Origin of the sequence: Pseudomonas lactucae, assembly GCF_036688725.1 — a bacterium.
GTDB classification, from domain to species: Bacteria; Pseudomonadota; Gammaproteobacteria; order Pseudomonadales; family Pseudomonadaceae; genus Aquipseudomonas; species Aquipseudomonas lactucae.
In genome coordinates, this window is sequence record NZ_JAQQPT010000001.1 from 329710 (window position 1) to 343320 (window position 13611).

The window sequence follows — 13611 nt, forward strand, 5'->3', positions numbered from 1 at the left end:
GACGAGCGCGCCGCCCTTACTTTCCATGTCGTTGCTCGCCCCACTGCAATAGAGCTTTGAGCAGCGCTTGTAGTACGGCCCGTGTCGGCTCGGCCAGGTCGGGTCGGTAATTGAAGGGTTCGAACTCCTCCATATACGTGCTCTGGCACAACTCCAGCTGCACCGCATGAATATCCTGCGCCGGGTTGCCGTAGTGCCGGGTGATATGACCGCCCTTGAAGCGCCCATTGAGTACATGGGTGTACCGCGGATGCTGGGCGCAGATAGCCTCCAGTTGGCCGGCCAGCTCCGGATCGCAGGCAGCGCCATTGAAGGTGCCGAGGTTGAAGTCCGGTAGTTTGCCGTCGAACAGGTGCGCAATCACCGAGCGGATCGAGTGGGCATCGAACAACAATGCGTAACCGAACTCGGCCTTGAGACGCGCGAGTTCCTCTTGCAACTGCCGGTGATACGGGCCCCAGATTTTTTGCAGGTAGGTGACGCGCTCCTCTTCGGACGGCACCTGGCCTTCGCGAAACAGCGGGACCCCATCGAACAACGTCTCCGGGTAGAGACCGGTGGTGGCGCCGGCATAGAGCGGCTTGTTATCGGAGGGTCGGTTCAAGTCGATGACAAACCGCGAGTACTCCGCCGATAGGGTGCTGGCGCCCAGTTCCTCGGCAAAGTCATACAGCGTCGGAATGTGCCAGTCGGTATCCGGCAGGCTTTGTGCCTCGGGAATCAACCCGGCCTCGACCGCAGGCGTGAGACGCAGCCCGGCATGGGGCATGCTGATCAGCAGCGGCACACGGCCTTGTTTGAAGTTCAGAACCTTATCCACAACGGTACTCCTTTAAACAGTGACGTCGACGCCATGGCGCACGACGCGTTTATCCAACTCACCGCCCAGCCAGTAAGCCAGGTCGGCCGGGCGATCGATCTGCCAGGCGACAAAATCGGCGACCTTGCCCACTTCCAGCGAACCATGGGTGGCGCCCATGCCCAGGGCGGTGGCCGCATGTTGCGTGGCGCCGGCCAGGGCCTCTTCCGGGGTCATGCGAAACAGGGTGCAGGCCATGTTCAACATCAGGCGTACCGACAGTGCTGGCGAGGTGCCAGGGTTGAGGTCGCTGGCAATGGCGATCTTCACGCCGTGTCTGCGCAGCGCGTCCATCGGCGGCAATTGGGTTTCGCGCAGGAAGTAGAACGCACCCGGCAGCAGTACCGCGACGGTGCCCGAGGCAGCCATGGCGATGGCGTCTTCTTCGGTCATGAATTCCAGGTGGTCCGCCGACAACGCCTGGTAGCGTGCCGCCAGGCTGGAGCCGTGCAGCGACGACAGTTGCTCGGCGTGCAGCTTCACCGGCAGGTCGAGTTGCTGGGCGACCTTGAACACACGTTCCACTTGCTCGGTGGAAAACGCCAGGTATTCGCAGAACGCGTCCACCGCGTCCACCAGCCCTTCGGCCGCCAGCGCCGGCAGCATTTCGGTGCAGATGTGCTCGATGTAATCGTCGGCACGGTCCTTGTACTCCGGCGGCAACGCATGGGCCGCCAGGCAGGTGGCGCGCACGCTGACCGGCAGCGCTTCACCCAGGCGACGGGCCACGCGCAGCATCTTGCGTTCGTTGGCCAGGTCCAGGCCGTAGCCGGACTTGATTTCCACCGTGGTCACGCCGTCACGCAACAGACTGCGCAGGCGCGTTTCAGCACTGGCAAACAGTTCATCTTCGGTCGCGGCGCGGGTGGCGCGCACGGTGCTGGCAATACCGCCGCCCTGGGCGGCGATCTCGGCGTAGCTCACGCCCTGCAGACGTTGCTCGAATTCGCCGCTGCGATTGCCACCGAACACCGTGTGCGTGTGGCAGTCGATCAGCCCGGGGGTGACCCACGCGCCTTGCAGGTCCTGCACCTGGGCGTAGTCCGCCGTCGGCACTTCGCTGCGCGGGCCGATCCACTCGATGAGCACACCGGCGGTGACCATGGCGGCATCCTCGATGATCGAGTAATTACCGTTGGCCATGGTTGCAATGTGGCAGTGCTGCCAAAGCGTTTTCATCAACGCCTCCCTAAGTTATCGATGAGACACAGCCGGTTCGTAATGGACCCTGGCGGCTTGCCCGGCGGCGGGTTTGACCCACAGCAGGTAGGCAACCACCAGCAGCCCGATCCACACGGCGCCGACCAGCAAGGCTGCCTGAGTGTCCGGGAAGTAGCCCAGCACACCAAATACAAACAGCATGAACACGATGGCCGCCGCAGGCGCGTAAGGCCAGAACGGCACCGGGAATTTAAGCTCGGCTACCTGCTCGCGGGTCATGGAGCGACGCATCGCGACCTGGGTGAACAGGATCATCAACCACACCCACACGGTGGCGAAGGTAGCAATCGAGGCGATCAGCAGGAATACGTTTTCCGGAATCAGGTAGTTGAGCACCACGCCGCCGAGCAACGCTGCGCCCATCACCAGCACCGTCATCCACGGCACGCCTTGTTTGGACAGTTGCGCGAACCCTTTGGGCGCCTGCCCTTGCTGCGCAAGGCCGTACATCATGCGGCCGGCACCGAAGATGTCGCTGTTGATGGCCGACACCGCCGCCGAGATCACCACGATATTCAGGATAGTGGCGGCCGAACCAATGCCGAGGTTGCTGAATATCTGCACGAACGGGCTGCCCTGGCTGCCGATCTGCGGCCAGGGGTAGATGGCCATCAGCACAAACAGGGTCAGCACATAGAACAGCAGGATGCGCAGCGGCACCGCATTGATCGCCTTGGGGATCACGCGCTGTGGGTCCTTGGCTTCACCGGCGGTGATGCCGATGATTTCGATGCCGCCGAACGCGAACATCACCACCGCGAACGAGGCGATCAGGCCGCCGATACCGTTGGGCATGAAGCCGCCATGGGCCCACAGGTTGCTCAGGCCACTGGCCTGGGTTTCACCGGCCGAATGGATGCCGAACAGCATGATGCCGAAACCGCCGAGGATCATCGCGACAATCGCGCCGACCTTGAGCAGCGACAGCCAGAACTCCATTTCGCCAAACACTTTGACGTTGCACAGGTTCAGGCCGCCGATCAGGAACACAATGCCAAGCACCCAGACCCAGCGCGCGACCTCGGGAAACCAGAAGCCCATGTAGATACCGAACGCGGTGACGTCGGCGAGGCAGACGATGATCATTTCAAAGGCGTAGGTCCAACCGAGGATAAACCCGGCCATCGGGCCCAGGTAGGTGCTGGCGTAATGGCCGAAGGAACCGGCCACCGGGTTGTGCACGGCCATCTCGCCGAGGGCGCGCATCACCATGAACACTGCCGCGCCGCCGATCAGGTAGGCCAGCAGTACGGCGGGGCCGGCCATCTGGATAGCCGAGGCAGAGCCATAGAACAGCCCGGTGCCGATCGCGGAGCCGAGTGCCATGAAGCGAATATGTCGGGCGGTTAGCCCGCGTTTCAAGCCCTTTTCTTGCTGATGCATTTCTCGTCCCTATTATTTTTATCCTGAGAAAAACGAAGCCCTGAGACAGGTGGTTTTTTTGTGGCGAGGGAGCTTGCTCCCGCTGGGCTGCGCAGCAGCGCCAAAACCGTGCGAGCGCTTCGCACTCGAGCGGGAGCAAGCTCCCTCGCCACAAGAGCATCCAATCTCAAACAGCCTTACAGACTCGGCAACAACTTCGCCGACACCAGCTCATTCAGGCAGCGGCTGGCGAGCAGTTCGCTGGCGGCGATGATGTCCGGGGCGAAGAAGCGGTCCTTGTCGTAGAACGCCACTTTGTCGCGCAGAAGGCCGCGGGCCTTTTCCAGTTTCGGCGAGGTCTTCAGGCCTTCGCGCAGGTCCAGGCCCTGGCAGGCGGCCAGCCATTCCACCGCCAGAATCCCACGGGTGTTCTCGGCCATTTCCCACAGACGCTTGCCCGCAGCCGGAGCCATGGACACGTGATCTTCCTGGTTGGCAGAGGTCGGCAGGCTGTCGACGCTATGGGGATGCGCCAACGCCTTGTTTTCGCTGGCCAGCGCGGCGGCGGTGACCTGGGCGATCATGAAACCGGAGTTCACGCCGCCATTGCCGACCAAGAACGGCGGCAGTTGCGACATGTGTTTGTCCATCATCAGCGAAATACGGCGCTCGCTCAGGGAGCCGATTTCAGCGATGGCCAGCGCCATGTTGTCGGCGGCCATGGCTACCGGTTCGGCGTGGAAGTTGCCGCCGGAGATCACATCGCCTTCGGCGGCGAAGACCAGCGGGTTATCCGACACGGCGTTGGCTTCGACCACCAGCACCTCGGCAGCCTGGCGGAACTGGGTCAGGCACGCGCCCATCACTTGTGGCTGGCAACGCAGGGAGTACGGGTCTTGCACCTTGTCGCAGTTCTGGTGCGACTGCGAAACCTGGCTGCTGTCGCCGAGCAGGTCGCGGTAGGCGGCAGCCGAATCGATCTGCCCACGCTGGCCACGAGCGGCATGAATGCGGGCGTCGAACGGCGAGCGCGAACCCAGCACCGCTTCCACGGTGAGGCCACCACAGGCCAGGGCGCCGGCAAACAGGTCTTCGCCTTCGAACAGACCACGCAGGGCATAGGCCGTGGAGACCTGGGTGCCGTTGAGCAACGCCAGGCCTTCCTTGGCGGCCAGGGTCAGCGGCGTAAGGCCGGCGACTTTCAGCGCATCGCTCGCCTCCAGCCATTCACCTTTGTAGCGCGCCTTGCCTTCACCGAGCAGCACCAGGGACATGTGGGCCAATGGCGCCAGGTCGCCGGAAGCGCCAACGGAACCTTTCAGCGGAATATGCGGATACACCTCGGCGTTGATCAGCGCGATCAACGCATCGATCACCTGCCGACGAATCCCGGAGAAGCCACGGCTGAGGCTGTTGACCTTGAGCACCATGACCAGCCGCACCAGCGCATCGCTGATCGGCTCACCGACGCCGGCGGCATGGGACAGCACCAGGGAACGCTGCAGGTTTTCCAGGTCTTCGCTGGCGATACGGGTCGAGGCCAGCAGCCCGAAACCGGTGTTGATGCCATAGGCGGTGCGGTTCTCGGCGAGAATCTGCTCGACGCAGGCCACGCTGGCTTCAATCTGGGCCGAGGCACTGTCATCCAGGCTGAGGGTTACCGGCTGCTGGTAGATGGCACGCAGTTGGGCGAGGCTCAGTTGGCCTGGAATCAGGTTTAGCGCAGTCACATTCGTTCTCCTTGTGAATTATTCTTGGTGTTCAGTGCAAATTCGGCAGTGCGGTGTCTTTGAGCAATGCAGCAGCGGCCGCGATGTCCGGCGCCAGCCAGCGGTCCTGCTCATACGCGGGGACCACTTCGCGCAGCAAACGCCAGGCGCGGTCGGTGCCGGCGCCGAAGCGCTGGCCCTTGAGGAACTCGAAGGCCTGGGCCGCCAGCAGGTACTCGATGGCGAGGATCTGAGTCACGTTGGCCAATACCTGGTGCAACTTGAGCGCAGCATTGGTGCCCATGCTCAGGTGGTCTTCCTGCAAGCCCGAGGTGACGAAATTGTCGAGCACCGCCGGCTGCGCCAACTGGCGGTTTTGCCCGCACAAGGACGCGGCGACGTACTGCACGATCATCATCCCGGAGTTCACCCCAGGGTTGCTCACCAGAAACGCCGGCAATCCGCTGACATGCGGGTTGATCAAGCGGTCCAGGCGACGTTCGGCCACCGAGCCGATTTCGGCCATGGCGATGGCGAGCAGGTCGGCGGCCAGCGCCACGGATTGGCCGTGGGGGTTGGCCTGGGACACTACCCGGTAATGCTCCGGAGTGCCGAGCAGCAGCGGGTTGTCGGTGGCGCTGTTGAGTTCGGTCTCGATCTGACGTGTGGCGTGCGCCACCTGGTCACGCGCGGCGCCGTGGATCTGCGGGATCGAGCGGATGCTCAAGGCGTCCTGGGTGCGAATGCCTTTGCTGCCGGCGATCACTTCACTGCCATCGAGCAGCGCACGCAGGTTGATGCCGACGTGTTGCATGCCGGGGTGTGGCTTGAGGGCGATGATCTCAGCATCGAACGCGTCGATCTGGCCGCGCAGGGCCTCGAAACTCATGGCGCCGATCACGTCGGCCCATTGCAGCAAATGATGCGCGTCGGCCAGGGCCAGGCAGCTCAGGCCAGTCATGCACGGCGTGCCATTGACCAGGCACAGGCCGTCCTTGGCGCCGAGTACCACCGGCTGCAAACCTTCTTCGTCCAGGGCCTGTTGCGCCGGGACGATCTGGCCGCGATAGCTCACATGACCGACACCCAGCAGCGCCACGCCGACATGGGCCATATGCGTCAGATAACCCACCGAGCCCTGGGACGGCACTTGCGGCGTGATGCCGTGGTTAAGCAGCGCCAGCAACGCCTGCACCACCTGCGGATGCAGGCCGGATTTGCCGTGGCTGTAGTTGATGACCGCCGCGCAAATGATCGCGCGGGTCTGCTCATCGCTGAGTACCGGGCCGACGCCGCAGGCATGGCTGAGCAAGGTATTGCGCGACAGCTGGCTGAGTTGCTCACCTTCGAGCGAGACATTGCACAGCGCGCCCAGGCCGGTGTTCACGCCATAGGCGCGTTCGCCGCTGGTGACGATGCGTTGCACGATGGCTTGGGCATTGTCGATGCGCGCCCAGGCCTGGCCCGAGAGTTCGAGCGCAGCGCCGTGGCGGGCGACGGCGACTACGTCCTGCCAGTGCAAGGGTGTATCGGCGATGATGATTTTTGCTGCCTGGGACATTGTTGACCTCTTCATATTCTCTACAGCTTTGCCAGCCACACCACAAAACCTGGATCAGACCACCGCCGCCCGTCGCTGAACAAACCGGTCCACATACTCATCCGCCGGCGAATGCAGGATCTCCCGAGGCGTGCCGACCTGGATCAGCCTGCCGTCCTTGAGGATCGCAATGCGGTTGCCGATACGCACCGCCTCGTCGAGGTCATGGGTGATAAACACGATGGTCTTGTGCAGGGTCTTCTGCAGCTCCAGCAACTGGTCCTGCATCTCGGCACGGATCAGCGGGTCGAGGGCGCTGAAGGCTTCATCCATCAGGATGATGTCAGTGTCGGCGGCCAAGGCGCGGGCCAGGCCGACGCGCTGGCGCATGCCGCCGGACAGCTGGTGCGGGTATTTGTTTTCGTAGCCCTTGAGGCCCACGGTTTCGATCCAGTGCAGCGCACGCTCGGCGCACACCTGCTTGGTTTCGCCACGCACCTTGAGGCCGTAGGCGACGTTGTCGAGCACGCTCTTGTGGGGCAACAGGCCGAAGCTCTGGAACACCATGCTGATCTTGTGGCGACGGAATTGGCGCAGGGCGTCCATGTCCAGTTGCAGGATGTCTTCGCCGTCCACCAGGATCGCGCCGCTGGTGGGGTCGATCAGGCGGTTGAAGTGGCGCACCAGGGTCGACTTGCCGGAACCCGACAGCCCCATGATCACAAAGATCTCGCCGGTGCCGATGCTCAGGGACAGGTCGTTCACGCCGACCACGCAGCCGGTCTCGGCCAGGACCTGATCCTTGGTCTTGCCCTGGCCGACCAGCGCCAGGGCTTCTTTGGAGCGGTTGCCAAAAATTTTGAAGACGTTTTTGACTTCGATTTTGCTGACAGTAGTCATTTGCTCGCCTCATGCCGTGGACGACCGTAGGCCTGGGTAATGCGGTCGATGACCACAGCGAGAATTACAATCGCCAGCCCGGCTTCAAGGCCACGGCCGACGTTGAGGGTCTGGATGCCGACCAGAACGTCTTCACCCAAGCCACGGGCGCCGATCATCGAGGCGATCACCACCATCGACAACGCCATCATGGTGGTCTGGTTGATGCCGGCCATGATGCTTGGCAGCGCCAGCGGCAGTTGCACGCCGAACAGTTGCTGCCAGCGGTTGGCACCGAAGGCGTTGATGGCTTCCATGACTTCGCCGTCGACCTGACGAATGCCCAGGTCGGTGAGGCGAATCAAGGGCGGTGCGGCGTAGATCACCGTGGCGAAAATCGCCGGGACTTTGCCCAGGCCGAACAGCATCAGCACCGGGATCAGGTACACGAAGCTAGGCATGGTTTGCATGATGTCGAGCAGCGGCATCAGCACCGAACGCAAGCGATTGCTGCGCGCCGACAGGATGCCCAACGGAATACCGATCAGCACCGAGATCACCGTGGCGACCATCATCAGCGCCAGGGTTTGCATCAATTTGTCCCACAGGCCAACCGCGCCCACCAGGAACAGCAGACCGACGATCACCGTGGTGGTGACCACCTTGCGCGTGGCGTGCCAGGCGACAGCGCCGACAATCGCCAGCATCAGCCACCAGGGCGCCGCGCGCAGCAGGCCTTCCAGGTTGACGATGGCCCACAGCAGAGTGTCGGAGATCTGCCGAAATACATCGCCGTAATTGGTGACCAGTGAATCCACCCAACCGTTGACCCAGTCGGCAATGGAAAACGTAAAACTCTCAGGAAACATAGCGTGCTCTCGATCCAGTGGGTTGCAGCCGGTCGCCCGGCCACCCCTCAGGGTAGCCGGGCTCACTTGGCCTACAAGGCCGCGTCGATTTTCTTGGCTGCGTCGTCGCTCACCCAGGCGTGCCAGACTTCAGGATGTTCCTTGAGGAAGATCTTCGCCAGTTTCGGCGACTCAATGCGTTCCTTGGCCATGCGCCCCAGGTTCTGGTTAAGCAGGTCGATCGGCAGGTTGACCTTCTCCAGCACGGCCACCAGTTCCGGGGCTTGCTCATGGAAGGTCTTGGACAGACCGACCTTGATGCTAACGGTCTTGTCCACACCGGGTTTTTCTTCGAGCTTGACCAGGTCGACCTGGCCCATCAGCGGGGTTGGCGACCAGTAGTAGAACAGGATCGGCTCGCCGCGCTTGTAGCTCGACAACACCGCCGCATCCAGCGCCGGGCCGGTGCCTGGACGGAAGTTGGTGTAGGTGCTTTCCAGGCCGTAGCTCTTGAGCATTTCGCTGTTGTCCAGCTCGCAGGTCCAGCCGGCCGGGCAGTTGTAGAAACGGCCCTTGGACGGTTCTTCCGGGTCCTTGAACACAGCGGCGTACTTGGTCAGGTCAGCGATGTTTTTCAGGTCCGGGGCCTTGGCCGCAAGCTTGCGCTTGGCGTCGCCTTCGATCACATAGCGCGGCACGTACCAGCCTTCGATCGCACCGACGATCGGCGCACCGACGCCGACGACTTTGCCGGCCTTCTCGGCCTTGTTCCAGACTTCACTGCGGCCGACCCACTCTTCGGCAAACACTTGGATGTCATTGCTGCTCAGGGCGTTTTCCATGGTGATGGAATTGCCCGGCAGGCTGTCGGTTTTGCAGTCGTAGCCTTTTTCCAGCACGGTTTGCAGGATGTCAGTGAGCAACATGCCGCTTTCCCAGTTCAGGCCGGCGAACTTCACCGGTTTGCCCGATTCGCACCAACCGGCCGCATAGGCGCCGCTGCTTGCCAGTAAGCCCGCAGAGAACAACGTGGTCAGCAGGGTCTTATTCATTTTCATTGTGTGACGCTCCCAATCATGAAATGGATTACGGCAGTCAAAAGGCATCCTGCCCTGTCCACGTCCCGTCAGGCCTGCGCCGCAGCGCGACCGGCTCCGCTTTTTTCAGTGGCTACAACGCTGTCCTGCTCGACCGGCAGGATCAGTTGATCGGGCACGCTGCCGTGCCATTTTTTTGCGCACAGGTAATACAGGGCGGCGGGCAATACCAGGCCGATGATCCAGGAGATATCCACATCCCCCAGGGTGCTCACCAGCGGGCCGGTGTAGAACTTGGTAGAGATAAACGGCAACTGCACCAGCACGCCGAATACATAGACGCTGATACCCAGCGGGTTCCAACGACCGTAGCGCCCGTTTGGATCGGACAGCGCCGGCACGTCATAGCGCTCGCGGGTGATGCAGTAGTAGTCCACCAGGTTGATCGCGCTCCACGGCGTAAAGAAGGCGAGCAGAAACAGGATGAAGGACTTGAACGCGCCCAGGAACGAATGCTGGCCGAGCAAGGCGATCAAGGTCGCGGTGCCGACAATCGCCAGTACGAACACCAGGCGTTGCAAGCGCGTGACCTCCAGGCGGCCACGGAAGCCGCTGATGATGGTCGCGATGCACATGAAGCTGCCGTAGGAGTTCAGCGTGGAGATGGTGACCTTGCCAAACGCGATGCTGAAATACAGCAGCGCCGCAGTGGCACCCGTACCACTCAAGCCGACGATGTAGGCCACTTCGTGACCGGCGAATTGCCCGTTGGACATGGCCGCGGCAAACACGCCGAGGACCATCGCCACCTGCGCGCCGATCACCGAACCGGCACCGGCGGCGAGAAAGGTTTTTACCGAAGAGGTCTTGCTCGGCAAATAGCGCGAGTAGTCCGCCACATACGGCCCGAAAGCGATCTGCCAGGAGGCCGCGAGCGACACCGCCAGCAGGAAGCTGCTCCAGCTGAAGTGGCGGATCTGCAGGAGTGCGCCAACGTCGGTCTGGCTCATCAGACGGCTGAACAGGTAGACAAAGGCGATCACGCCAATGACGCTGGCAACGCGACCGATGAAGTGGATCACCCGGTAACCGAGCACCGTGACCAGCACGATGACACTGGCGAAAATCAAGATGCCGGTGCTGTCGCTGACCCCGAACAACTGGCCCAGCGCCTGACCGGACAATACCGTGCCGGTGGCGGTGAAGCCGAGGTACATCAGGCACACCAGCACGATCGGAATCGCCGCGCCGTACACGCCAAACTGCACCCGGCTGGAGATCATCTGCGGCAGGCCCAGCTTGGGCCCTTGCGCCGCATGCAACGCCATCACGCCGCCACCGATCAGTTGACCGACCAACAGGCCGATCAACGACCAGAACACATCACCGCCCAGCACCACGGCCAAGGCCCCGGTGACAATCGCGGTGATCTGCAGGTTGGCACCCATCCACAGGGTGAACTGGCTCAATAGACGACCATGTCTTTCCGCTTCCGGGATGTAATCGATCGAACGTTTCTCGATCAACGGGGTGGTGTCATTTGCAGCCATGGGTGTTCAACCTCTGATGGATTGTTTTCAGGGGGGGGCTGGCTTACTTGATCATCGGCAGGTTCAAGCCCTGCTCCTTGGCGCAATCAATCGCGATCTGGTAGCCGGCGTCTGCGTGACGCATCACCCCGGTGGCCGGGTCGTTGTGCAGTACGCGGGCAATACGCTCAGCCGCTTCGTCGGTACCATCGCAGACGATGACCATGCCGGAGTGCTGGGAAAAGCCCATGCCCACGCCGCCACCATGGTGCAGCGAGACCCAGGTCGCGCCGCTGGCGGTGTTGAGCAAGGCGTTGAGCAACGGCCAATCGGACACGGCGTCGGAGCCGTCCTGCATGGATTCGGTTTCGCGGTTGGGGCTGGCAACCGAGCCGGAGTCGAGGTGATCACGACCGATCACCACCGGTGCCGACAGCTCGCCGCTGCGCACCATTTCGTTGAATGCCAGGCCGAGCTTGGCGCGCTGGCCCAGGCCGACCCAGCAGATACGTGCCGGCAGACCCTGGAAGCTGATGCGCTCGCGGGCCATGTCCAGCCAGTTGTGCAGGTGGGCGTCGTCCGGGATCAGTTCCTTGACCTTGGCGTCGGTCTTGTAGATGTCCTGCGGATCGCCGGACAGCGCCGCCCAACGGAACGGGCCAATGCCACGGCAGAACAGTGGGCGGATATACGCCGGTACGAATCCCGGGAAATCAAAGGCGTTTTCCACACCTTCTTCCTGGGCCATCTGGCGGATGTTGTTGCCGTAGTCGAACGTCGGGATGCCTTGTTTCTGGAACTCCAGCATGGCTTTGACGTGCACGGCCATCGACTGCTTGGCGGCCTTGATCACGGCAGCCGGCTCGGTCTTGGCACGAGCGCGGTATTCGTCCCAGGTCCAGCCGGCCGGCAGGTAACCGTTGAGAGGGTCGTGGGCGCTGGTCTGGTCGGTGACCATGTCCGGACGCACGCCGCGCTTGACCAGTTCCGGCAGAATTTCCGCGGCGTTACCCAACAGGGCGATGGAGATGGCCTTGCCTTCCTTGGTGTACTTGGCGATACGCGCCAGGGCGTCGTCGAGGTCGGTGGCTTGCTCGTCGACATAGCGGCTGTTCAGGCGGAAGTCGATGCTGACCTGCTGGCACTCAATGTTCAGCGAGCACGCGCCGGCGAGGGTCGCGGCCAACGGTTGCGCGCCGCCCATGCCGCCGAGACCGGCGGTGAGTACCCAACGGCCCGTCAGGTCGCTGTTGTAATGCTGGCGACCGGCTTCGACGAAGGTTTCGTAAGTGCCCTGAACGATGCCCTGGCTGCCGATATAGATCCAGCTGCCGGCGGTCATCTGGCCGTACATGGCCAGGCCCTTGGCATCCAGTTCGTTGAAGTGTTCCCAACTGGCCCAGTGCGGCACCAGGTTGGAGTTGGCGATCAGCACGCGCGGTGCGTTGCTGTGGGTCTTGAACACGCCGACCGGCTTGCCCGATTGCACCAGCAGGGTTTCGTCGTCGTTCAGGTTCGTGAGGCTTTCGACGATCTGGTCGTAGCACTCCCAGTTGCGCGCCGCACGGCCGATACCGCCGTACACCACCAGTTCTTTCGGGTTCTCGGCCACTTGCGGGTCGAGGTTGTTCATCAGCATGCGCAGCGGCGCTTCGGTCAGCCAGCTTTTGGCGGTGAGCTTGTTACCGCGGGCGGCGCGGATTTCGACGTCACGGTATTTTGTAGGCCTGGCTTTAGAAAAATCGGTCACGACTGGACTCCTCGGCATGATGCGCGAACATGGATGGTGCGAAGGAGAGTCTTACGCACACATCTTTACTTGTACATACAAGCATATGCAATCAAGCGGCCAACTTTAGAAAGGCGTCGTCGGGATTTTTTGTGGAGGGGTATGCAAGCCTTGGAAATTAAGGCTTTGAGGCTTGATGAAATTTCTTGCAGACGTTTCTTGCCGGAAGAGGGGTTTGTCACCCCAACGCAGCATTGCGCCGCATTGGGGCATTCGGTAACAAAATGGTGCGCACGGTTGGGAATCGAGGGTGGGAATGCGTAGCAGTAAAATAGCGCGCCTGGCCTGCCAGGCAAAAGACGCGTCCCAACGACGATTTTTCTGAGTTATCTGTGGCCCAGTAAAAACGGATTTTTTCGTATATTCAGTGGTTTAGAGTCGGCTTTCACACACCCAACACCCTGGAAGACTTATCGTGACCACTCTAAAACGGGCAGGCATCTTTATCGTACTCATGGCGACAAGCATGGCTTCAGTCCAGGCCATTGCCGACACCTTTACTGCGACCCTTGATAAAACAGGAAAAGTTACTGCGCAGTCACCCAAGTGGATCAAGGACGTGAAACTCACCGCCCAACCTGATTACTTCTCCGATTACAAAGTCAGGTTTGTGCCGGGAGTGTTCAAGGATGCGCCACGGTTTTGCACCGTGTCGGTGACGGACGTCAGCTCCAATGATCACATTTTTTACGGCCACGCCAAGTTGGGGAGCGTCCCGGCGATCAACTACGTCAACGTTTTAACGCTGAAAGTGGGAGACAACAAACCCGCTGGCGATTCTTCGATGGGCTTTCAACTGATGTGCGTTAAGTAAACCCATCTCCCAACAGTGGCTGAG

The 13611-nt window shown here is 61.7% G+C and carries 11 protein-coding genes; 1 reads left to right on the top strand and 10 read right to left on the bottom strand.

Annotated features, from left to right (window positions below; all coding sequences use genetic code 11):
• Window positions 1–16: 16 nt before the first annotated feature.
• From hutG to hutU, 10 genes are all read right to left on the bottom strand, one after another.
• Entirely contained in the window at window positions 17–820 is an 804-nt protein-coding gene (gene hutG / locus V6M90_RS01455; RefSeq protein WP_003171163.1) for an N-formylglutamate deformylase, read from the bottom strand.
• A 12-nt stretch (window positions 821–832) separates the two neighbouring features.
• A complete protein-coding gene (gene hutI, locus V6M90_RS01460) occupies window positions 833–2038 on the bottom strand; it encodes an imidazolonepropionase (protein ID WP_003171162.1) in 1206 nt (401 codons plus the stop codon).
• A gap of 15 nt (window positions 2039–2053) precedes the next feature.
• Window positions 2054–3463 (bottom strand): amino acid permease, encoded by a 1410-nt coding sequence (locus tag V6M90_RS01465; RefSeq protein ID WP_141063093.1) that lies wholly within the window; start codon window positions 3461–3463, stop codon window positions 2054–2056.
• A gap of 176 nt (window positions 3464–3639) precedes the next feature.
• The gene (gene hutH / locus V6M90_RS01470) at window positions 3640–5172 is read right to left on the bottom strand and encodes a histidine ammonia-lyase (protein WP_003171160.1); all 1533 of its coding nucleotides are present in this window, start codon (window positions 5170–5172) and stop codon (window positions 3640–3642) included.
• Between the two features lie 31 nt (window positions 5173–5203).
• Window positions 5204–6712 carry an HAL/PAL/TAL family ammonia-lyase gene (locus V6M90_RS01475; RefSeq protein ID WP_305428282.1) on the bottom strand — a complete coding sequence of 503 codons (1509 nt, stop codon included), beginning with the start codon at window positions 6710–6712 and terminating at the stop codon, window positions 5204–5206.
• A 54-nt stretch (window positions 6713–6766) separates the two neighbouring features.
• Window positions 6767–7591 carry a quaternary amine ABC transporter ATP-binding protein gene (locus tag V6M90_RS01480; RefSeq protein ID WP_003171158.1) on the bottom strand — a complete coding sequence of 275 codons (825 nt, stop codon included), beginning with the start codon at window positions 7589–7591 and terminating at the stop codon, window positions 6767–6769.
• A complete protein-coding gene (locus tag V6M90_RS01485) occupies window positions 7588–8439 on the bottom strand; it encodes an ABC transporter permease (protein ID WP_003171157.1) in 852 nt (283 codons plus the stop codon). The genes V6M90_RS01480 and V6M90_RS01485 overlap by 4 nt, the downstream gene beginning before the upstream one ends.
• A 71-nt stretch (window positions 8440–8510) precedes the next feature.
• The gene (locus tag V6M90_RS01490) at window positions 8511–9476 is read right to left on the bottom strand and encodes an ABC transporter substrate-binding protein (protein ID WP_305428281.1); all 966 of its coding nucleotides are present in this window, start codon (window positions 9474–9476) and stop codon (window positions 8511–8513) included.
• A gap of 68 nt (window positions 9477–9544) precedes the next feature.
• Window positions 9545–11005, bottom strand: a complete 1461-nt coding sequence (locus V6M90_RS01495) for a purine-cytosine permease family protein (protein ID WP_003171154.1) — start codon at window positions 11003–11005, stop codon at window positions 9545–9547.
• Between the two features lie 43 nt (window positions 11006–11048).
• On the bottom strand, window positions 11049–12734 hold the full coding sequence (hutU, locus tag V6M90_RS01500; RefSeq protein ID WP_258317764.1) for a urocanate hydratase: 1686 nt from the start codon (window positions 12732–12734) through the stop codon (window positions 11049–11051).
• Window positions 12735–13188: 454 nt separating this feature from the next.
• Here hutU and V6M90_RS01505 point away from each other — a divergent pair, with 454 nt between their 5' ends.
• Window positions 13189–13587, top strand: a complete 399-nt coding sequence (locus V6M90_RS01505) for a hypothetical protein (RefSeq protein WP_003171150.1) — start codon at window positions 13189–13191, stop codon at window positions 13585–13587.
• Window positions 13588–13611: the final 24 nt, after the last annotated feature.